21 protein-coding genes and 1 pseudogene are annotated in these 22,023 nt (G+C 41.8%); 11 read left to right on the top strand and 11 right to left on the bottom strand.

Annotated elements, in window-relative coordinates; translation table 11 throughout:
• Positions 1–418: 418 nt before the first annotated feature.
• On the bottom strand, positions 419–2,797 hold the full coding sequence (gene ppsA / locus B3143_RS01555) for a phosphoenolpyruvate synthase (protein ID WP_034706293.1): 2,379 nt from the start codon (positions 2,795–2,797) through the stop codon (positions 419–421).
• A 154-nt stretch (positions 2,798–2,951) separates the two neighbouring features.
• On the opposite strand from ppsA, the gene ppsR reads away from it, so the two are divergent.
• Positions 2,952–3,788 carry a posphoenolpyruvate synthetase regulatory kinase/phosphorylase PpsR gene (gene ppsR / locus B3143_RS01550; RefSeq protein ID WP_208461753.1) on the top strand — a complete coding sequence of 279 codons (837 nt, stop codon included), beginning with the start codon at positions 2,952–2,954 and terminating at the stop codon, positions 3,786–3,788.
• Positions 3,789–4,044: 256 nt separating this feature from the next.
• Here ppsR and B3143_RS01545 read toward each other — a convergent pair whose 3' ends face one another.
• The 4 genes from B3143_RS01545 to B3143_RS01530 form a co-directional block, all read right to left on the bottom strand.
• Positions 4,045–4,596, bottom strand: a complete 552-nt coding sequence (locus B3143_RS01545; RefSeq protein WP_034706290.1) for a hypothetical protein — start codon at positions 4,594–4,596, stop codon at positions 4,045–4,047.
• A gap of 280 nt (positions 4,597–4,876) precedes the next feature.
• Positions 4,877–5,881 carry an LLM class flavin-dependent oxidoreductase gene (locus B3143_RS01540; protein ID WP_034704549.1) on the bottom strand — a complete coding sequence of 335 codons (1,005 nt, stop codon included), beginning with the start codon at positions 5,879–5,881 and terminating at the stop codon, positions 4,877–4,879.
• A 155-nt stretch (positions 5,882–6,036) separates the two neighbouring features.
• Positions 6,037–6,486, bottom strand: a complete 450-nt coding sequence (locus tag B3143_RS01535; RefSeq protein WP_004783858.1) for a hypothetical protein — start codon at positions 6,484–6,486, stop codon at positions 6,037–6,039.
• 249 nt (positions 6,487–6,735) lie between these two features.
• Positions 6,736–7,164, bottom strand: coding sequence for a glycine zipper 2TM domain-containing protein (locus B3143_RS01530; RefSeq protein ID WP_034704547.1), 429 nt, complete (start codon positions 7,162–7,164; stop codon positions 6,736–6,738).
• 354 nt (positions 7,165–7,518) lie between these two features.
• Between B3143_RS01530 and prfA the strand changes: the two genes are divergently transcribed.
• On the top strand, positions 7,519–8,607 hold the full coding sequence (gene prfA / locus B3143_RS01525; RefSeq protein ID WP_034704545.1) for a peptide chain release factor 1: 1,089 nt from the start codon (positions 7,519–7,521) through the stop codon (positions 8,605–8,607).
• On the top strand, positions 8,607–9,425 hold the full coding sequence (gene prmC / locus B3143_RS01520; RefSeq protein ID WP_034704543.1) for a peptide chain release factor N(5)-glutamine methyltransferase: 819 nt from the start codon (positions 8,607–8,609) through the stop codon (positions 9,423–9,425). Before prfA ends, prmC begins: the two co-directional genes overlap by 1 nt.
• 69 nt (positions 9,426–9,494) lie before the next feature.
• Here prmC and B3143_RS01515 read toward each other — a convergent pair whose 3' ends face one another.
• The 4 genes from B3143_RS01515 to B3143_RS01500 all read right to left on the bottom strand — a co-directional run bounded on the left by B3143_RS01515 (position 9,495) and on the right by B3143_RS01500 (position 13,220).
• Entirely contained in the window at positions 9,495–10,322 is an 828-nt protein-coding gene (locus B3143_RS01515; RefSeq protein ID WP_034704541.1) for an ABC transporter permease, read from the bottom strand.
• Positions 10,322–11,293, bottom strand: a complete 972-nt coding sequence (locus tag B3143_RS01510) for an aliphatic sulfonate ABC transporter substrate-binding protein (protein ID WP_034704539.1) — start codon at positions 11,291–11,293, stop codon at positions 10,322–10,324. The genes B3143_RS01515 and B3143_RS01510 overlap by 1 nt, the downstream gene beginning before the upstream one ends.
• A 323-nt stretch (positions 11,294–11,616) precedes the next feature.
• The gene (locus B3143_RS01505) at positions 11,617–11,970 is read right to left on the bottom strand and encodes a hypothetical protein (protein ID WP_034704537.1); all 354 of its coding nucleotides are present in this window, start codon (positions 11,968–11,970) and stop codon (positions 11,617–11,619) included.
• Between the two features lie 227 nt (positions 11,971–12,197).
• Complete coding sequence (locus tag B3143_RS01500) at positions 12,198–13,220, bottom strand: AraC family transcriptional regulator (RefSeq protein ID WP_034704535.1); 1,023 nt, start codon at positions 13,218–13,220, stop codon at positions 12,198–12,200.
• 138 nt (positions 13,221–13,358) lie between these two features.
• Between B3143_RS01500 and B3143_RS01495 the strand changes: the two genes are divergently transcribed.
• The 3 genes from B3143_RS01495 to B3143_RS01485 all read left to right on the top strand — a co-directional run bounded on the left by B3143_RS01495 (position 13,359) and on the right by B3143_RS01485 (position 17,259).
• Positions 13,359–14,129, top strand: coding sequence for a 3-hydroxyacyl-CoA dehydrogenase (locus tag B3143_RS01495; protein ID WP_034704533.1), 771 nt, complete (start codon positions 13,359–13,361; stop codon positions 14,127–14,129).
• Between the two features lie 92 nt (positions 14,130–14,221).
• Entirely contained in the window at positions 14,222–15,358 is a 1,137-nt protein-coding gene (locus B3143_RS01490) for an acyl-CoA dehydrogenase family protein (RefSeq protein WP_034704531.1), read from the top strand.
• Between the two features lie 254 nt (positions 15,359–15,612).
• Positions 15,613–17,259: an AMP-binding protein gene (locus B3143_RS01485; protein WP_034704529.1), complete on the top strand. Its 1,647-nt coding sequence runs from the start codon at positions 15,613–15,615 to the stop codon at positions 17,257–17,259.
• Positions 17,260–17,447: 188 nt separating this feature from the next.
• Here the strand turns inward: B3143_RS01485 and B3143_RS01480 are convergent, their stop codons facing one another.
• Entirely contained in the window at positions 17,448–17,957 is a 510-nt protein-coding gene (locus tag B3143_RS01480; RefSeq protein WP_034704527.1) for a pyridoxamine 5'-phosphate oxidase family protein, read from the bottom strand.
• A 259-nt stretch (positions 17,958–18,216) separates the two neighbouring features.
• Here B3143_RS01480 and B3143_RS01475 point away from each other — a divergent pair, with 259 nt between their 5' ends.
• The 5 genes from B3143_RS01475 (at position 18,217) to B3143_RS01455 (ending at position 21,475) form a co-directional block, all read left to right on the top strand.
• Complete coding sequence (locus tag B3143_RS01475) at positions 18,217–18,405, top strand: hypothetical protein (protein ID WP_005235980.1); 189 nt, start codon at positions 18,217–18,219, stop codon at positions 18,403–18,405.
• Between the two features lie 39 nt (positions 18,406–18,444).
• Entirely contained in the window at positions 18,445–19,215 is a 771-nt protein-coding gene (locus B3143_RS01470) for a HesA/MoeB/ThiF family protein (protein ID WP_034580997.1), read from the top strand.
• Positions 19,216–19,273: 58 nt separating this feature from the next.
• Positions 19,274–20,572, top strand: coding sequence for an ABC1 kinase family protein (locus B3143_RS01465; protein ID WP_005235976.1), 1,299 nt, complete (start codon positions 19,274–19,276; stop codon positions 20,570–20,572).
• 131 nt (positions 20,573–20,703) lie between these two features.
• Complete coding sequence (gene folB / locus B3143_RS01460; RefSeq protein ID WP_005235974.1) at positions 20,704–21,084, top strand: dihydroneopterin aldolase; 381 nt, start codon at positions 20,704–20,706, stop codon at positions 21,082–21,084.
• Entirely contained in the window at positions 21,041–21,475 is a 435-nt protein-coding gene (locus B3143_RS01455; protein WP_005235972.1) for a 2-amino-4-hydroxy-6-hydroxymethyldihydropteridine diphosphokinase, read from the top strand. The genes folB and B3143_RS01455 overlap by 44 nt, the downstream gene beginning before the upstream one ends.
• Positions 21,476–21,807: 332 nt before the next feature.
• On the opposite strand, the pseudogene B3143_RS01450 reads toward B3143_RS01455, so the two are convergent.
• Positions 21,808–22,023: pseudogene (locus B3143_RS01450) on the bottom strand (IS5/IS1182 family transposase); the annotation flags it as partial.

Here is a 22,023-nt window from a genome sequence, read left to right as displayed (position 1 = left end):
AATTTGGACAAAAATTGAACTAGGAGTTTAAGTATTTTCAGGCTGAAAACAAATAAAAGAATATAAATGTAATATATGGATAAGTTTAGGATTTTCAAGAATGTTCATCACCAAATTCCTCCATAATTGAGACAGTGTAGCAAGGATTGATGATTTTGCTATCAAGATGTGAAAATTCACTTAAATTTAATTATGCAATTTTTTCTCATGCTGTTTGTTGGTATTTGTTTGTCATTACACTAAGAAGCTTATGCTTATATAAATAATTTGATTTCTGTTAAATCAAAAAACATATGATTAATCACTTAACTATAAATATAATTAAGATAATATCTAGAAATATAATTAAGATAATATCTAGGTAATATTGAGAACATAAAAAAAGACCCTATGAAAGGGTCTTTTTTTAAAGAGTTAATTAAGCTTTTTGAGCTTTCTCTTCAGACAGGAAGAACCAGGTATCCAATACTGAGTCTGGGTTAAGAGATACAGATTCAATACCTTGTTCCATCAGCCATTGTGCAAGATCTGGGTGGTCAGAAGGACCTTGGCCACAAATACCTACATATTTACCGGCTTTACGGCAAGCATGGATGGCCATAGAAAGAAGCGCTTTTACTGCTGGATCACGTTCATCAAATAGGTGAGAAACGATACCAGAGTCACGGTCAAGACCAAGCGTTAACTGAGTCAAGTCATTTGAACCGATAGAGAAACCATCGAAGTGTTCAAGGAACTGTTCAGCTAACAAAGCGTTAGTTGGCAATTCACACATCATGATCACTTTAAGACCATTTTCACCACGTTTCAGACCGTTTTGACCTAATAGCTCAATAACACGTTTAGCTTCAGCAACAGTACGTACGAACGGGATCATGATTTGAACGTTAGTCAGACCCATTTCGTCACGAACTTTTTTCAGTGCACGGCATTCAAGTTCGAAGCAGTCACGGAAGTTGTCAGATACATAACGGCTTGCACCACGGAAGCCCAACATTGGGTTTTCTTCTTCAGGTTCGTACAGTTTACCGCCGATCAGGTTAGCGTATTCGTTTGACTTGAAGTCAGACATACGTACGATCACTGGTTTGTCAGCGAACGCAGCAGCAAGAGTAGAGATACCTTCAACCAGTTTTTCTACATAGAATTCGATTGGAGATGTATAACCTGCAGTACGAGCAAGTACAGCAGCGCGAGTTTCACGTGGCAGACTATCGATGTTCAATAATGCTTTAGGATGCACACCGATCATACGGTTGATGATGAACTCTAGACGAGCAAGACCAATACCTTCGTTCGGAATTTGCGCGAAGTCAAATGCACGATCCGGGTTACCTACGTTCATCATGATTTTGAACGGAAGTTTTGGCATAGATTCGATAGAGTTGGTTTGGATTTCGAAATCAAGCGCACCTTCGTAGATGAAACCAGTATCACCTTCAGCACAAGATACAGTTACTTCCTGACCGTCAACCAGGACTTCGGTTGCATTACCACAACCTACGATAGCTGGAACCCCAAGTTCACGTGCGATGATCGCAGCGTGACAAGTACGACCACCACGGTTAGTTACAATCGCAGCAGCACGTTTCATCACTGGTTCCCAATCCGGGTCAGTCATGTCAGATACAAGTACATCACCGTCTTGTACTTTGTCCATTTCTTTAATTGAAGTTACGATGCGGACTTTACCAGAACCGATACGTTGACCGATTGAACGGCCTTCACAGATTACAGTACCACGTTGTTTTAACAGGTAGCGTTCCATCGTGCCAACATTTTCACGGCTCTTCACAGTTTCAGGGCGCGCCTGAACGATGTAGATTTTACCGTCATCACCGTCTTTAGCCCATTCGATGTCCATTGGAGAACCGTAGTGGTTTTCAATGATCAGTGCTTGTTTAGCCAATTCTTGCAGTTCGTGATCGTTCAATGCAAATTGTTGACGATCTGCTTTCTCTACATCCACCACAACAACTGATTTACCTGCAGCTGCTTCTTCACCATAAATCATTTTCTGGTGTTTAGAACCTAAGTTGCGGCGCAGTACAGCATGTTTGCCTGCGTTTAGAAGCGGTTTTGAAATATAGAATTCATCCGGGTTTACTGCACCTTGAACCACCATTTCACCCAAGCCATAAGAAGCTGTAATGAATACTGCATCACGGAAGCCTGATTCAGTATCTAAAGTGAACATTACACCAGCAGCACCAGTTTCTGAGCGAACCATACGTTGTACGCCAGCAGAAAGAGCAACCACGTCATGCGCAAAATTTTGGTGTACACGGTAAGAGATCGCGCGGTCGTTGTACAAAGATGCAAACACTTCTTTGATCGCGATCAGAACGTTGTCGATACCACGAATATTCAGGAAGGTTTCTTGCTGACCTGCGAAAGAAGCATCAGGTAAGTCTTCTGCAGTCGCAGATGAACGAACGGCAACCGCGATATCAGGGTTGCCGTTTGAAAGTTCTGCAAAAGCTGCACGAATTTCCTTTTCCAGTTCAGCAGTAAGTGGAGTTTCCACAATCCATTGACGAATCTTTGCCCCAGTTTCAGCAAGCGCATTGACGTCATCAACGTTAAGTGCAGCAAGCTCTGCATTGATTTTAGCGTTTAGGCCACTTTGCTCGAGAAATTCACGATAAGCAGCAGCTGTTGTTGCGAAGCCACCTGGTACTGATACACCAGCATTAGATAAGTGGCTGATCATTTCGCCCAGAGATGAGTTTTTCCCACCTACAAGCTCAACATCGTGCTTCCCTAATTTTTCTAGACCAATTACGCGCGCTTCCAAAGTTGTTACTCCACTTTTGCAGTATTAATCACTATCTTGGCATGAGAGTATAGCAAATCTTCTAGGTTTTTGATTTTACTAAGCGACAGTCATGTAAGATCGGTTTACTATAAAGATTATATAGTACTAAGACAAATGTTTGAGGAGAATTTTAATGTCAGAAGGTAAACAAATTCAGCGGAGTGTGTTTTTTATTTCCGATGGTACTGCCATTACTGCTGAAACCCTTGGCCACTCGCTGTTAGCGCAGTTTCCGCATGTGGATTTTGACATTCATATTATCCCTTATATTAGCTCTGAAGAGGCGGCCATGAATGTGGTCACAGAAATCAATGAACGTGCCCAAAAAGATGGTCAAAAACCTTTGGTTTTCGATACGTTGGTGGATCCCTATGTACGAGACATTATTAATACTGCAAATGCAGTAAATCTTGATGTTTTTGAAGGACTTATAAGTAAATTATCAGAAGAGCTTGGTACTGAACCTACGACTTTAGTCGGTCAGACCCATGCGGTGACCGATTCCGCGTCCTATAAGGCGCGTATTGATGCCGTACATTTTGCGCTCGACAATGATGATGGTGCGCGTACGCGTCACTATGATAAGGCTGATCTGATCCTGATTGGCGTATCGCGTTCCGGTAAAACTCCGACCTCAATTTATTTATCTTTGCAATTTGGAATTCGTGTAGCGAACTATCCGCTAACTGAAGAAGATCTGGACGATAACCGCCTGCCAGCAGTGCTAAGACCGCATAAAAACAAGCTTTTTGGTCTGATGATTGATGCAGAGCGTCTGGTTGCAATCCGTACGGAACGTAAGGCCAATAGCCGTTATGCCAGCTTTAGCCAGTGCCAGATGGAACTGCGTGCAATTGAAGGTATCTATATTTCGGAAGGGATCAAGTACCTGAATGTCTCAGAAATGTCGATTGAAGAAATTTCAACTCGTGTCTTACAAATGACAGGACTAAAACGTCGAATTGGCTAAAAAGAATTCAGAGCCAGACTTCAGTTTGGCTCTGATTTATAGATAAAAATTAATAAAAAATACTACTTTCATAGAAATAAAATATGAATATTATAAATTGTTGAAATATTCAATATTTTAATCAAAAATGTAATGGTTGGTTTTTAAGCTTATTTGCTCTTCAATGAACTCAGAAATTCAATCTTATAGAACTAAATTTTCCCAAATACACTCCGAATTTCTAATCTCATGAGCTAAAAACAGATTAACTTGCTGATTAAAAAGTATGCACAATTAGCTCAACCTGATGTTCATCTCCATTAATACAATGAATACTATTTTCGGAAATTTTTGCAATAGGCCAGGTAATCAGCTGGCAATTTTCACGTTGCAGAGCAGCATAATAGTGGTCTGATTTAAGATAAACTTTGGATGTGGCCGCAAGATTTGGCATAAGCTGGCGTCTGAGCCATAAATTCTGTACCTGATTTTCCAGATAACGTAATGACAAAATGCTTTTAATCCGGTTATTAAACAGGCGTCGATTTTTAATGATTAAGGGGTGATTTAATAACCGCTGCAAACCACGTTCAGTACCTGGCAATACAAATTGCGGATTAATCTGAAAAACTTTTACTGAGTGAGCTTGCTGGCTAATCTTGTTGAGCTGGCTTACGGTAAATTGATCCGTACCAATAATCGCAATATCTTTTCCAGTACAGTCAAGTTCAGCGAGCTGGGAAGAGGGCACTTTAATGCCAGTAAAATGCTGAAAATTTTCGAGACGATTCTCAAATATACCCGCGTGTGCATCCTGCTTGGTGGACATTGTTTTTCCTTGAAATTATTTAATAATTGGTCTTATTTGCTTTGTTATAGATATTAACAAAAGCCCTAGAACGGTAAAGTTCAAAATTTAACTTAGACAGTCATTCTTTTTTCTATTGTATTTTTAATAAGAGATAGATGTATTAAAGAACAGGAGCTCCATCTTAGATATGAATTTATCCAGTTAGAAAGTTAAAATCTTTAAACACAATTTAAAAAAATATACCCATTCCGAAGAATAGGTATATAGATAAGAATAAATTAGGCAAAGCAAGACAGCATTATTGCCCGTTTTTGATCTGCATCAGCAATTCAAAATTATGCAGACGTTTCTCTGTGTCATAGATATCACAGGTGAAGATAAACTCATCTACATCATATTTTGCTAGGAGTGCTTCCAGACCGGCTTTAACAGTTTCTTTAGAACCCACCTGTGCCATGGCAAAGAAATTATCGACAGACATTTTTTCAGGTGGTGACCAGAGTCCTTTCATAGAATCGATCGGTGCTTTCAATTTCAGGCTTTGACCGCGAATCAGGGCAAGGACACGCTGGTAAGCACTTGTTGCCAGATATTCAGCTTCTTCATCTGTATCTGCTACACAAGTTGGTACGCCCATAGAAACATAAGGACGATCCAGATATTCAGACGGTTCGAAATTGTCCCGATACAATTGAATCGCTTGACCAAGCATACGCGGAGCAAAGTGAGAGGCAAAAGAATAAGGTAGACCAAGTTTTGCTGCCAGTTGTGCGCTAAACAGGCTCGAACCTAATAACCACACAGGTACGTGTGTGCTTTGGCCTGGAGTTGCCACAATGCGTTGGCCTGGAATCGGATCTTTAAAGTATTGCAGAATTTCTAAAACATCCTGCGGGAACTGATCTTCAGTTTCCTGCCGGCCACGACGTAAAGCACGCATGGTCACTTGATCGGTACCCGGAGCACGGCCCAACCCCAGTTCAATACGATCTGGATATAAAGTCGCTAATGTACCGAATTGCTCTGCTACTACAAGGGGCGCATGGTTTGGCAGCATAATGCCACCAGAGCCAAGTTTAATGCTATTGGTATTTGCCAGTAAATAGCCTAACAGAACGGCGGTCGCTGAGCTGGCAATACCATCCATATTATGATGCTCGGCCAGCCACATCCGGCTATAACCTAGACGTTCTGCAGTCTGAGCCAGTTCCAGCGCATGTTGCAGGGAGAATTGAATGGTCTTATCGTCACGAACTGGAACCAGTTCGAGAATAGAGAACTGGGTATCGGTAAGCGTACGCATAATATTACTCTTGAATAAACATGACTAAGAGCATACGACTTTGCATTGTATTTGTATATCGAAAAAAATCGATATATATGTAAATCGAAATAACAGGCAAAAAAATAAGCATCCGAAGATGCTTATTCAAGGAGGAAAAGTAATTAGAGGAAATCTTAGCGACGGTGGTTATAACGGTAATTGCTAGTACGATAGTTTTTTGAACTATAGCGACGGTCATAACGGTCATCATAACGACGGTCTTCGCTGACTTTTTTACCAAGGGCAGAACCACCTGCAGAACCTAATGCAGCACCAATTAAGCCGCCATTAGAACCCGCCATATTTTTACCTACGGCATAACCGGCACCACCACCTAAAGCACCACCGATAATCGCGCCATTACGGTCACGTTTATTCGCTGCTACTGCGGCACCAGCACCACCGCCAATCGCAGAACCGATTGTTGCGCCAGTTGTACCACCCATTTTATTGCCCACTGCGGCACCAACGACACCACCCAAAGCAGAAGCTAAAGCCGTATTCGTTGTATTTCCGGCATTGGCGGCTGTCATACCCATGGCTGAGGTTGCTACGACAGCGATCATTAGAGATTTGTAATTCATGAGTACACCTTTTATATATCTAGCTGTATTTGTTGATGAGATAAATTTAATCTAGCAACCGTCAAATAGCATGGAGGCAGTGTTGGCGAATTGTGATTTTTATCTCCTTAATTTATTCATGATCTTATTCGAATAAGTTTATGTATTACATGAATTTGGATGTGTTGAATGTACAATAAAAAAAGCACCCAAACAGGTGCTTTTAATGTTAAATGTAGCGTCGAATTTAAAGAGCCTGAGGGCAGGAAATTAACGGTGACGTTTTTTCCAGTGTTTAGCACGATTCGCTTTGGCACGATCGGCTGCTTTATCTTTAGAAATTTTATTACCTAATGCTGCACCACCCGCAGCACCAAGTGCTGAACCGATATAGCCGCCATTAGAACCACCCATGTTTTTACCTACGGTATAACCAGCACCACCACCTACAGCACCACCAATTGCAGATGAGGTACGGTTTTTCTTGTTACTTGCCACAGCAGCACCACCTGCACCACCTAACGCAGCACCAATTGTTGCGCCAGTGTTGCCCCCCATGTTTTTGCCCAGTGCAGTACCAGCAACGCTACCTAAAGCACTTGCTGCTGCCACACGTGCAGTACTGTCTGCATGCGCACTCACTGTCATCATTGAGCCTGCAGCCATTGCAGCACTCAGTAAAATTGCATTGAGTTTCATGTTGTAACTCCGTGTCCCTGATAGGACTTTCATATGTTAGTGTGTTTCGACGCAGAAAATGTAACAAATTATGCCCAAAAGAATGTGAAGATCTACCTCCATATTTAATGTGTTTATTTGCCAATTTGTAAAATGAGAAATAAATAAGGATCGAATTGAGCAGAAAAAATCCAAAACTGAAGATTTTATTTATATTTGTTAATAAACAGCGGTGACATCGCTGCATCTAAGCACTGACTTACTGAATAATGATGTTCATTGACCCAGAGAATCGTTAAACTAGGCGCAATTTTTTGATTTCGCTGTGCTAAATCACTGTTTAGTCACAGCCTTATGTTTGAGATTTTTTAGAAAATGAAAGAATCGTTACGTTTACGATTAGACCAACTCTCTGACCGTCATGAAGAATTGACTGCGTTATTGGCAGATGTGGAAGTGATTTCGGACAACAAGCGTTTTCGCCAGTTATCACGTGAGCATAATGATTTAACCGAGATTACCAGCGTTTGGACCAAGTACAAACAGGCTGAAGAAGATATTGAAACTGCGCAAGCCATGCTGTCTGATCCTGACTTTAAGGAAATGGCGCAGGAAGAGATCAAGGAAAATAAAGCTCTGATCGAACAGCTTGAAGCTGAACTAAATATCCTGATGATTCCAAAAGATCCGAATGATGCCAACTCTGCTTATTTGGAAATCCGTGCCGGAACTGGTGGTGATGAAGCGGCAATCTTCTCAGGTGATTTATTCCGTATGTATAGCAAGTATGCGGAATCTCAAGGCTGGCGTATTGAAATCCTGTCTGAAAATGAAGGTGAGCACGGTGGCTATAAAGAAGTCATCTGCCTGGTGAATGGTGAAGGCGTTTATGGTCGCCTGAAATTTGAAAGTGGGGCGCATCGTGTACAACGTGTACCTGCGACAGAATCGCAAGGTCGTGTACATACCTCAGCGTGTACGGTAGCGATTCTTCCAGAAGTGGATGTAGATACATCAGTCGACATTAATCCGGCTGACTTGCGTATCGACACTTACCGCGCATCAGGTGCCGGTGGTCAGCACATTAACAAAACTGACTCTGCGGTGCGTATTACGCACATTCCAACCGGTACGGTGGTGGAATGTCAGGATGAACGTTCACAGCATAAAAACAAAGCCAAAGCGATGGCCTTGTTGGTTTCACGTCTGGAAAATGCCAAACGTGCAGCAGCAGATGCAGCGACTTCTGAAATGCGCCGTGACCTAGTCGGTTCGGGTGACCGTTCAGAACGTATTCGTACCTATAACTATCCACAAGGCCGTATGACTGATCACCGTATTAACCTGACTTTATATAAGCTGGATGCTGTGATGGAAGGTGATCTGACTGAGCTATTAGACAGTCTGCATCGTGAATATCAGGCTGATCAGCTGGCCATGCTTGCACAGCAGAATGGTGGCTAATGAACATTCAAGAAGCACTGGCTTTACGTGGTGAACCTGAAAGTTATGAACGTCAGGAAAATGCCTGGTTGTTGGAACACATTACCAAGATTGATTCTTTTGATCTGGTAGTGAAAAAAGACCAGCAGTTAACGCCTGAACAGGAACAGGCCTATGTCGAAAGTCTGGCGAGGATTGCTGCCGGTGAGCCATTGGCTTATGTCACAGGCTCACAACCGTTCTGGACACTGGATCTTAAAGTCACTAAAGATACGCTAGTACCACGCCCGGATACCGAAGTGCTGGTCGAAACAGTCCTGAAATTAGACTTGCCGGAAGATGCGCGAATTGTTGACTTGGGGACTGGTACAGGTGCCATTGCCTTGTCACTGGCGTCTGAGCGCCCGAACTGGTCTGTAACAGCTTCGGATATTTATGAACCCACACTGGAAGTTGCCAAATATAATGCAGAACAGCATGATTTGGATCAGGTGCAATTTATCCTTGGTTCATGGCTTAAACCATTTGGTCGGCAGTTCTTTGATGCGATTGTATCTAATCCACCGTATATTGATGCAGACGATGAGCATATGCCAGATCTGGCAACTGAGCCGGAACGTGCGCTGGTTTCAGACAAAAATGGTCTGGCTGATATTGAGATGATTATTCAGCAAGCCAAAAAACATCTGACCGTGAATGGCTGGGTTGTGCTTGAGCACGGCTATGATCAGGGCGATGCGGTTCGTCATCTGTTTACTCAAGCTGGTTATAAACAGGTCCGTACAGTGAAAGACTATGGCGGCAATGATCGGGTAACTTTAGGTCAGTGGCCGCATTAATTTTTAAAGCTTGATTTAATAAAAAAGCGGCCTAGATAGGTCGCTTTTCTAATGCTTTTATTAAATAAATTATGACTTTTTAATCACATCCCGCCAACGCAGTAAGCGATTTTCAAACAACTTCATAATGCTATCGGTGATTTTGCCTAGGACTGCTAACAGGATAATCGCAATAATCACAATATCCGGACGTGAAGTTTCACGACCATCACTGAGCAGATAGCCAATCCCTTGAGTGGCAGCAATCAATTCAGCCGCAATCATAAACATCCACGACAAACTCAGACTATTCCTTAAGCCAGTCAATATTCCTGGTGAGGCAGCAGGCAATACAATCTGCTGAACCTGTTGCCAGTATTTCAGGCGATAGACTTTTGCGACTTCAATCAGTTTACGATCCACACCCTGAATTGCAGCCACAGTATTGGTATAGGTCGGGAAGAAGCCACCAATTGCGATCAAGGTGATTTTTGAAGATTCATCAATCCCTAACCAAAGCAGGAGTAAAGGAATCCAGGCTAGACTTGGAATAGATTTAATCGCAGAAAACGTTGGTTCCAGAAAATCTTCTGCATGTCTATTTAGCCCAACCAGGATCGCAAAGATCAGTCCCAATCCACTACCAATCCCAAAGCCAAGAAAAACTCGCCAGCTACTGGTCCAAATGTGTTGCCATAAATCGCCCTCAGCCAGTTCAGTAAAGGACTGAAACAGACTACTCGGTGCAGGCAATAAATAAGGTTCGATCACGCCATTACGGACCAGTATTTCTACCAATACAATAAAAATAACAGGCAGGGTTAGGGCTTTGATCAGCGAAATGCTGCGTGGTAGCACAGTGGATTTTGGCTGTTCTTCCACGCTAAACTGGTCCGAGATGCTTTTCGGTATAGCCATTACTTAGTTACAACCTTTTTTGCATAGCGGGCATCAAATAATTGAGTCACGACCTGATTGACATTGGTTCCTTTACGAACCAGTTCTTCTTCCGTCAGGATACGACCGGCTTTTTGTAATGCACCCGTATGTTTGGTGGTTGGAATATTCTGATCTAGATTGGTACGGCTGAGTTGAAGCTTAGCAACTTCAATCGGAAGCTTGGCTTCACGTGCCAATAGTTCAGCCAGTTTGTCGGGATTGGCTTTCGCCCATTTACGTGCCTGTTCATAAGCTTTAATTACCGCTTCAATCGCTTCCGGACTGGATTTGGCAAACTGGTCTTTTACGCTGAGTACGCTATAAGAATTAAAACTGACATTGCGATACAGCAATTTGGCACCTGACTGCGCCTGCGCAGATGCCATTAAAGGATCAAGGCCTGCCCAAGCATCGACCTGTTTACGCTCCAACGCAGTCTTACCATCCGGATGCTGTAAATGAACGAGCTCTACATCGCGCTTGCCCAAACCAATCGTATCTAAGGCTTGTAGGGTAAATAAGAAAGGATCTGTACCTTTAGTGGCAGCAATCTTTTTACCTTTCAGATCTTTCAGTGATTTGATATTCGAATCTTTATTGACGACCAGTGCTGTCCATTCAGGCTGGCTCTGGATATAAACTGTTTTAATCGGGCTACCATTGGCGCGGCTAAGCACTGCCGCTAAACCTGCAGTAGAAGCAAAATCTGTGCTACCACTATTTAGATATTCGAGTGAGCGGTTACTGCCTTGGCTAAATACCCATTTAATCTTGGTTTTTGGTAAAGCTTTTTCTAGCAGTTTCTGTTCTTTGACCACCAGACTGGTTGGTGCATAATAGGCATAGTCCAATTTTAATTCAGATGGAATCGCTGCGTTAGCCAAGCCAGTAAAAAGAGAAATAGAAAGACCGAGTAAGGTCAGACTCGAAGTTTTTAATGTTTTTTTCATGAAAATCTCAATTTTGAATTAAATTTTTGACATTCATAGCGGTAAATAGATAAGTACACAAAAAAGAAAAAAAGATAATCAAATTAAAAAATAAAATAATTAATGGCTTTAAATTTAGGTATTTGTTTTTAATTAAATTTTTTTAATAAAAAATAGAAGGGTTTTGCTTAGATAAAATTTTAAAAATAATATGGCATAAATTGATAAGCTGTTTTTTTTAATTATTCGTCCTTGCAGTATGAGATTTTATAAATAACGAGTGCCATAAAAAAGCGATGCATCCGCATCGCTTTTTGAGTCACTATTTTATAAATCTGGATAGCTTACATTGGGTAGTCTTGCAGACAGTCATAAACTTCGACTTGATCTAGGCTACCAGTTTCCATTGCCAGGCAAAGAGCCACGACTTTGGCGGTATCAGCAAGATATTGTTCATCTTTCAGTGCAATACCTTGTTGTAATGCAACGATGCGCTCAGCCGGAATTTCAAGCGATTTCGCAGCTTCAGTGGCAACAATCTGGTTAAAGAAGTGCACAATAGCATCTTTGAGGGCAGAATCAGACGCATTCAAGATGCCTTGATTCAATTGCTCTGCATTAAGATCGGTCGAAGAAACTAAAGCCTGGGCGAATTTTTGAACAAGATTTTGTCCAAGAACATCAGTCATCTTTAACATGGAAATACCTTCAACAAGGAAAGGGGGAAAGGGAGTACAGCCAAAAGTGAAACACTAAAGATTGATTGAAAAATAAACTATATTAATAGGAAATGCAAAGCATTGTGGATGACCGTTCAGTCCTCTATTTTTGGGCTGTAAGCCTTGAAAAATATAACTGTTGAAAAAATATGGATTTAAATTTATACGCTGAATTTTAATCGTTTTTAAGTCTTATTGAATATAAATTATCTAGTAATATTTTGTCTATAGGCACCTGGACTAACCCCTGTCCATTTTTTAAAGGCGCGATGAAAAGCACTGACTTCCTGGAAGTTAAGCTGATCACTGATGTCTTGCAAACTTTGATCCGTACGGGTTAACAGTTCAATAGCTGTATCACGACGAATTTCATTTTTAAGCTGTTGATAAGTTACACCTTCATTTTTAAGACGCCGTTGCATGGTGGCTTCAGACATATTCATTTTCAAAGCAAGCTCATTTAGTTCCAGCCATTCAACCGGAGGTACTTTTAAAAGCTGTTTGCGGATCTGTGTACTTAGCGCATAAGGATTTTTAAAGCGAACTAGCAGGTTATGCGGAGTCTGCTGAATAAACTGATACCAGGAGGTCTGATCCTGTTTTACCGGGAGCTGCAAATAGGCTGCATTAAACTGGATATAGTTTTCACTGGCCTTATATTCAATCTGTTCACAAAAACGGACTTTATAATCAAAATCATCGAGTGGCGCGGCACATTTCAGTTGAATCTGATTGAGTAAAATCCGCTGTCCGCTTAACCAGCATAGCAGGGTATGAATCAGCATTAGATAGGTTGCATAACTAAACATGCGCTTGGTCTGTTTCTGGTCATAGATCACGATATAGGCAAAGTTTTCCTCGACCATCAGTGTGCTGTGCAGATCATCCAGAATCAGATTAAAAAATTGCAGGATTTGCTGCAGAGCTTTTTCCAGCGTAACTGCCTGTAACAGCATTTTAGATAGTAATTTGAAACTGCCACGGCGCATTGGATGGCTGTCCATGCCAAAAAATTCGTCATTCATATTATCGGCAAGTGCAGTCCATAGCGCGGCATATTGCGCTACTGACACCCGTGCTTTAGCAGAGTACAGAATCTCTAAGGGAATGGCAGCCTTAGTTAGAATCGCGGCAATATCATAATGCTGTGCTTTGGCATTCAGCAGTGCTTCATGAACCAGATCAATTGAAATGGTTCCCTTACTATATTCCAAGGCTGGTAAGTGCATAGCCAGTCAGATATCCCTTCTTTATTGTCCAAATCCATCAGTGAAGATGCAACATTTGGAAATTGTACAGAATAAAATCTCTGTTTACTCTGCCTATTAAGTCGTAGCTTGTCATAAAAATAGGAACAGGACATTAACATGAAAATTCAGGGAAAAGTGATTGTGGTAACTGGTGGTGCATCAGGTCTGGGTGCAGCCACAGCGACTCATCTGGTAGAACAGGGTGCAAAAGTGATTCTGGTCGATATGAACCAGGAACAGGGCAATGCTTTACAACAGCAACTGGGTGAGCAGGCTGAATTTGTTCAACTGGATGTAACGGATGAGCAGGCGGTTGAAGCTTTCTTTAATCATGTTGAAAACAAGTATGGCCAACTCAATGGCTTGGTGAACTGTGCTGGTATTGCACCTTCTGCCAAGGTACTGGGCCGTAATGGAATTCATGAACTAGCAATGTTCCAGAAAGTGTTGAATATCAATGTAAGTGGCACATTCAATATGCTGCGTTTTGCGGCGGCTTTAATCGCGAAGTATGAGCTGCAAACCGATGAAGAAGAGCGTGGCATGATTGTGAATACGGCTTCAGTTGCAGCCTTTGATGGTCAGATTGGTCAGACAGCTTATTCTGCGTCTAAAGGTGCGGTCGTTGCGATGACGCTGCCACTAGCACGTGAGCTGGCGCGTGAAGCGATTCGTGTCATGACCATTGCCCCCGGCATTATGGAAACCCCAATGCTGAAAGGCATGCCGCAAAATGTACAGGATGCTCTGGGACAGATGGTTCCATTTCCGCCGCGTCTCGCCAAACCTCAGGAATTTGCCCAGTTAGTGGGTCATATCTTCGAAAATAGCTATTTAAATGGTGAAGTGATTCGTCTGGATGGTGCCATCCGTATGGCTCCAAAATAAGTTGGAGCCAACGAAGCAAAATGCAAAAGTCAGAGTGGATATGTTTATTCACTCTATATGGAAAATTAAAAGATAAGTAAGGGATATACGCAGTGCTTTTAAATGACGAACAGAAAATGATTCAGGGAATGATGCGAAACTATTCGCAGCAAAAACTGAAACCCACCGCTGGTTTAAGGGATAAAACGGCACAATTTCCAGCACAGGAATTGAAAGAACTCGGTGAACTCGGTGCACTTGGCATGACCGTGTCTGAACAATGGGGTGGAGCAGGTCTGGACTATGTGTCGTTGGTACTGGCCCTTGAGGAAATCGCGGCTGGAGATGGAGCCATCTCGACCATTGTCAGTGTGCAGAATTCATTACCTTGTGGGATTACCCAGCGTTATGGTACCGAGGAACAAAAGCAGAAATATCTGACTAAACTGGCGACCGGTGAATGGTTGGGGTGTTTCTGCCTGACGGAGCCTCAAGCCGGTTCTGATGCCAGCGCACTGGAATGTAAGGCAGAACGTGATGGTGATGAATGGGTATTAAATGGCACCAAGCAGTTTATCACCACCGGTAAGCATGCCCAGATTGCACTGGTATTTGCAGTGACAGATAAATCTGCAGGCAAAAAAGGAATCTCATGTTTCTTGGTAGCTACCGATAGTCCAGGATATATCGTCTCGAATCTGGAAGAAAAAATGGGGCAGCATTGTTCCGATACCGCGACCATTATTTTTGATCAATGCCGGATTCCGGCTGAGAACCTGTTAGGTCAAGAAGGTGAAGGCTACAAGATTGCCTTGTCTAATCTGGAATCTGGCCGGATCGGGATTGCAGCACAATCTGTAGGTATGGCACGAGCTGCACTGGATGCTGCCGTGGAATATGCCAATGAACGTAAATCCTTTGGCGTCGAACTGGTACAGCATCAGGCAGTGGCGTTCCGTCTCGCAGATATGGCCACCCAGATTGAGGCTGCAAGACAACTGGTCTTACATGCAGCAACGCTTAAAGATGCAGGATTACCATGCTTAAAAGAAGCGTCCATGGCTAAACTGTTTGCTTCGACGATTGCAGAGCGAGTCTGCTCGGATGCGATTCAGATTCATGGCGGTTATGGTTATGTCTCAGATTTCCCGGTCGAACGTATTTACCGTGATGTCAGAGTGAGCCAGATTTATGAAGGTGCATCTGATATTCAGCGTCTGGTCATTGCCCGGGAAGTGAGCAAAGTTTAAAAGTCATGAAATAGCCGACTGTTCAAATCTTGCAGCTCATTTGAGGGATATGGGAATTGTGATGGTCTATAAAACATGGTCAATTATTGATTAAGCGAAAAGTGACTCAGCAGAGTGACACCTAACATGTCCTAGCAATAGGGCATGTTATATAAAACCGGCATTGCAATGGAATTCGCAGGCGGTAGACAGAACAACAAATACAACGGACACAGACATAAAGTCTGTTTATAAACGGAATAGAGGTTGTCGTGATGAAGACACTAGAACAAGCGTATCGTGAATTTAATTTTGACACTATGGTTCAACAACATCTGGCAGGAGTGCCAGATGCACTCAACGCCTATACAGAATGCTGTGGACGTTTTCTAGGACAAAACCGGATCGCGTTAATCTGGGAAGGTAAAAATGGCAAGACCCAATATTGGACTTTTGAACAATTGGCTAAGGCTTCAGGACAACTGGCTCATTATATGACCTCACTGGGTTTAGAAGCAGGTGACTGTATTGCTGGTTTGCTCCCACGAACTCCAGAATTATTAATTACCATTCTTGCTACCTGGCGTATTGGTGCGATTTATCAGCCTTTATTTACCGCTTTTGAAAGCAAGGCAATCGAGCATCGTATTAATACCGCACATACCCGACTGATTATTACCAATCAGGAACAGCGTGCAAAACTAGATGATCTCGATATTCCACATATTTTAACCGTACATCAAACGCCTGAAAGTACCAATCAGGATGCTGATTTCTGGACAGAGCTCAAGAAATGCCCAACTGAATTTGAGCCGGTTCAAGGTTGTTTTAGTGACATTTTCCTGATGATGTTTACTTCAGGTACAACGGGACTGGCAAAATCAGTGCCTGTTCCGCTTAAAGCTTTACTGGCATTTAAAGGCTATATGCTGCACGCCGTAGATTTACGTGACGAAGATACTTTCTGGAATCTGGCAGATCCGGGTTGGGCTTATGGTCTGTATTATGGGATTGCAGGTCCATTAAGTTTGGGGCATAGCATCATTATGGATGAACGTGCCTTTAGCGTAGACAATGCTGTTGAAGTCATTAAAAAATATCAAGTAAATAACCTGACCGGTTCTCCAACCGCATTCCGGATGTTCTATGGCTTTAAGGAAAAATTTGATGCTGAGATTAGCTCGTGTTTACGTGTGGTCAGTAGTGCAGGTGAGCCATTAACGCCTGAAGTCATTCAATGGTTTAATCATGAAATGGACGTCAATATCTACGACCAGTATGGACAGACGGAACTGGGAATGGTGATTGCCAATCATCATGCGCTGGAGCATCACAAGAAAATCGGTTCCGCTGGTTTTGCCATTCCAGGACATCGTTTTGCAGTTTTAAATAAAGAGCATGAGGAAGTCGAAAAAGGCGGCATTGGGACCTTGGCTATGGACTGCTCAGCCTCACCTTTGATGTGGTTCGAAGGCTATGGCGGCAATAATCGTAAAGCCTTTGTGGGGCAGTACTATTTAACGGGTGATACCGTAAAACTGAATGAACATGGTGGAATAGATTTCATTGGTCGTGCGGATGATGTCATTACGACTTCGGGTTATCGAGTTGGACCTTTTGATGTAGAGAGTACCTTGCTGGAGTGTGAAGAGGTGCTGGAGTCCGCTGTGGTTGGAAAGCCAGATCCGGAACGTACCGAAATTGTGAAAGCCTTTGTAGTGCTTAAAGCACAATATGCCGCTAGTGAAGAACTGATGCTGAAATTGCAAAACTATGTGCGTTCCCGTTTATCTAAACATGCCTATCCGAAAGAGATCGAGTTTGTAAGTGATTTGCCTAAAACCTCTAGCGGTAAAATTCAGCGTAATCTGCTTAAACAGCAGGAAATTGTCAAGATTCAGGGTATTAAACAGGTCAGTTAATATATTCATTTAAATATAGTGAAAAGGTCGCAATTGTGGCTTTTTTATACGATTAATTTATTTATGTTCGAATTTATCAGAGAGAATAATTGTCATTACAATGTAATACTATTCATCTTTTAAATAAAATAAATCAAAAATTTAGCCTCTTATTAAGAGGCTAAATTGAAAGTGGAATTCTTATTTACTTATAGATCAACTTTTTTGTGCTCAGCATCCGGTTCCCCAGCTTCGCCAGTTACGCCACCTTTTAGTGCCTTAAATAGCTGAGTTACTTTATTATCGGTAACATTCCAGTATTCTGCACTTTCAGCTTCAGCAATCAGTACACGTACGCTAGGATCATCTTTACCTTCAAACCAGTTTTCTGCCCATGGATTCCATAATTTTTCAATCAAAATACGGTCAGTACTGATCTGTGCATTTGCGCTGATCGATACATAAATACCATCAGAAGGTTTAGCGAAAGACAGGCCAATCTGAGTGCGACCAGTAGTGGCAGCTTTCACCAGATCATTGGTATCACGCATGATGAAATACAAGTTTTGATCTTCATTCATTTGCTCAGAATTGAGCATGGTCATCGGCTGAGAATGAATTTCCTGACTTTCGGTTACATGGCTGATCATGGTGTAACGCACATCTTTGATTAGTTCCCATAATTTTTCACGATTATTATGCTGATTTTGTTCGTTCATCTATATGCTCCATACTATTTATTGAAAGCGAGGATAATTGCTATTCCTTAAGCAGCTTAATCATATTTGATAATGGATACAGAGGGTCTCACTGAACTGATACATTTTCCTACTGAATTGCAGGCAGCAGCTACAGAAGTGCTAAACAAGCGGAAGACAGTTACAGGGTGATAAAGGAATAGAAGAACGAGATTAGCCAGAAGATGTAATACGTGAATAAATTAAGTGGCATATAGATCAAGTTAAGTGCATTCATAATATGACCATTACATATTTATCAGGACATTATCAGCTTGATACGGAGCATTTAACTGATATGCTATTTGGCGCTAGTATTGCCAAGCCATTTATTGATTTGCTGTTTATGCGCAGAGAAGTTAATTTGCTTGAGATTTATCAACATATTGAAATTTCGGTAAATGCACTTTTTGTGGCACATGCTTCTTAAAAATCTTCGAAACAAGGAACGACGTTGTCTATATCGACTATGGATGCCATATCCCCAGAGTTTGAACTCACCGATGCTGAATTGCATTTATATAGCCGCCAGATTCTCTTAGACGGTTGGGATATTGAAGCCCAGGAAAAATTGAAATTTTCCAATGTCTGTATCGTGGGATGTGGCGGGATTGGTTGTGCCTTGGCAGAACTTCTGGCTAGAGCAGGTGTAGGCAAAATTACTCTGATTGATCCTGATACCATCGAGATGAGTAATCTGCAACGACAACTGGCATTTACGCCAAATGATTTAGGCTTTTATAAGGCAGAAATACTCGCAAAAAGGCTGGCTCAGATTAATCCGAATATTCAGATTGAATATATTAATCAAGCTTTAATGACTGAAAATGCAGAAAGTATTATTGAACATCAAGATCTGGTGCTGGATGGATGTGATCAGTTCGAGACACGTTATCTGGTCAATCAGAGCTGTGTAAAACTGAATATACCTTTAATCAGTGCTTCTGCGATTGGTTTGCAAGGACAACTGTTCATGATGGATGGGGATTCAGCTTGCTATGCCTGCCTGTTTCCACCTGAACATCAGGCTGATACCAGTTTGCGTTGCGCAGACTCAGGTGTCTTGGCGACTACGCCAAATGTGATGGCGAGTTTGCAAGCTCATCATGCTTTGCTTTATTTAGGCCTAGGTAAAATGCCACTTAGACAGAAACTTCTACTTTGGGATGGTCTGAGTTTTAAACAGCGCATTTTAAGTTTCGAAAAAGATACAGATTGCCCGGTCTGTCAGGCAAGATAGGCCTGCAAAATTTAATTTTTTTGCTACACTGCATGTAATTAATTTTTCCTAAGACATTATGAAAAAAAATATCTGGTTAGATGGAATACGTTCGGTTGCCCGTATGGGTGAAACCGCGGTAGTTGCGGCGAAGGCCGGCATTAAATATGCCACTGAAAAGCCAAGTAATGCCAAACTCATGCGTGAAACATTTGAGTCTTTAGGCTCAACCTATATCAAGCTCGGTCAGTTTATTGCCAGTACGCCGTCGCTGTTTCCACGTGAATATGTGGAAGAGTTTCAGGGTTGTCTGGATCAAACACCGACCTTGCCATTCAGCTATATTCAGGAAGTATTGGCATCAGAGTTTTCTGGTCGCAATCTGGATGAAATCTTTGCCTCAATTGAAGAAGCACCACTGGCTTCTGCTTCCATTGCACAGGTACATGCGGCTAAGCTGGTTTCTGGTGAAGATGTAGTTATTAAAGTACAAAAGCCGGGTGTGGAAACAATTCTATATACCGATTTAAATGTATTGCATTGGGCGACCAAACTGCTGGAAAAAGCAGTGCCGAAAGTAAAATTTGCCTCATTGGCCGATATTGTCGAAGAAATCAAAACCCGAATGGTGCGTGAAGTCGATTTCATCGAGGAAGCACAAAATCTGGATGATTTCGTCAATTATCTGAATATCACCAATAATAAAGCAGCAACTGCTCCTAAGGTTTATCATCAATATTCAACACGTCGTGTACTGACCATGCAACGTTTATATGGCGTGCCACTGACTGATTTTGAAGTTGTGAAAAAGGTCGCTAAAGACCCATCACAGGTTCTCATCACTGCAATGAACACCTGGTTTGGCAGTCTAATGATGTGTAACAGTTTCCATGCTGATTTACACGCGGGTAATCTGATGCTGCTTGAAGATGGTCGTGTGGGCTTTATTGATTTTGGTATTGTCGGCCAGCTTAAACCAGAAGTCTGGACAGCGTGTATGGCCTTTATGGATGCCTTGCAGCATACCAATTATACCCTGATGGCAGAAAACATGCTGAAAATGGGTATGACTGCAGTTGAGATTGATACCAAAGTGCTTGCGGCTGATCTTGAACGTTTATTTAGTGGTGTGATGTTAGCTGATCCTCAGGAATTGCTGACTTCAAGCCCAGCCGATCTTAACGATATCATGATGGATATGGTAGCAGTCGGTGAACGTCATGGCATTCGCTTCCCACGTGACTTTGCTTTATTGTTCAAGCAAATGCTGTATTTTGACCGTTTTATGCGAATTCTGGCGCCGTATACAGACATCTATGCAGATCAGCGTTTGCAGATGGTCCAGACCATGGACCCAAATTTACTGTTAAAGCATTAATTTAATCCCTCCCGACCTCCCTTTAATAAAGGGAGGCTTTCATTACAAAATAATTAGAAGTGATGAAAGTCCCTCTTTATTAAGAGGGATTTAGGGAGATTATTGGTAAATATTAAATTCCGAGTTTTAAAATGGACGCAATTATTATTGAAGGCTTAAAGGTCGATACAGTAGTCGGCTGCTTTACTTGGGAGCGTCAAATCATTCAGCCTTTAATGCTGGATCTCACTATTCGTACCAAATTAGAACAAGCGGCACAGTCAGATGAACTGGAAGATACTTTGAATTATGCCGAAATCTGTGAGATTTCAGCGCGGGTGATTCAGGTCGCCCAGCCAAAATTGATCGAACATGCAGCAAAACTGGTACTAGACGCGCTTTTTGCTACCTTTGAAAGTGTAGAATCGATTATGATTACGATCCGTAAGCCTGCCATTATCGCGCAAGCTAATTCTGTAGGGATACGTCTTGAACGCCACCGCAACGATATTCGCCCTAGCACTGGCGAGTAATTGTCATCCACAGCAACATTTTCAGGCTGCCCAGCAGCGGATCAGCGAGTTGGGGAAAGTTTGGTTTTCTCCAATTTACCTCATTCCATGTCGGGATAGTATCGGGGCAGATTACTGGAATGCGGCCTGTCTCCTATACAGTGAAGTTCCTGTTCAAGATATGACAGATTTATTAAAGCAAATGGAAACGGATTCGGGGCGGGTTCGGCCATCTCATCAGATTAGCCTGGATGTCGACCTGATTGCATGGGGAAATGATTTAAGTCAGATGGAATTTAATCCCAAAAAATTACCGCTTGCACTAGACGTAAAAATCCCGATGCATGACATCTGGTCTCATTCTGCATTTGAATATGATCGCCGTCTTCAATATCCACAAGTTAAAATTTAATCTGTATCTGAAATTAATCTAATGAATTTTTCAGTTTTATGTAAGTAGGGGATCTGTATTTGCCAAAAAACTGTTATTTACTTTTTCTTTTTATAAAAAATAACTAACAACACAATAATTGCGAATAGAATGCCAAGAATAATACCTGTTTCCATAAATTACCTCTAAATAATCATTTTTACTGCTAATTTTAAAAAAATAAAGAACAATAAATATATTTTAAATTTTAATTAATTTCCCATGAAGGTAATTATATTTTAACTTGGTTTTAAATAAAATTGGCTTTGTTGCACAAAGATTTGAAATGCAAAGCGCCCCTAATTGAGCCAAATTTAAGGCGTAACTTGGGTAAGTGGTCGACCTAATTCCGTAAATCTGTTAAGGACTGCTACACGTGCATGGATCTCATTCACTTGGCTATCAAAACTCCTTGCACTGAGTTTATCTCCTAATAATTTGATGCAATGCATCTTAGTTTCAACCAAACTTCGCCGATGATAGCCTGACCATTTTTTCCATAGTGTCCTGCCTAAACGTTTAATTGTTCG

Source organism: Acinetobacter sp. UBA1496 (assembly GCF_002324975.1).
In the GTDB taxonomy this organism is placed as follows: domain Bacteria; phylum Pseudomonadota; class Gammaproteobacteria; order Pseudomonadales; family Moraxellaceae; genus Acinetobacter; species Acinetobacter variabilis.
The sequence above is the reverse complement of the archived record's forward strand: the minus strand, read 5'-3'. Positions and strand labels throughout refer to the sequence as shown.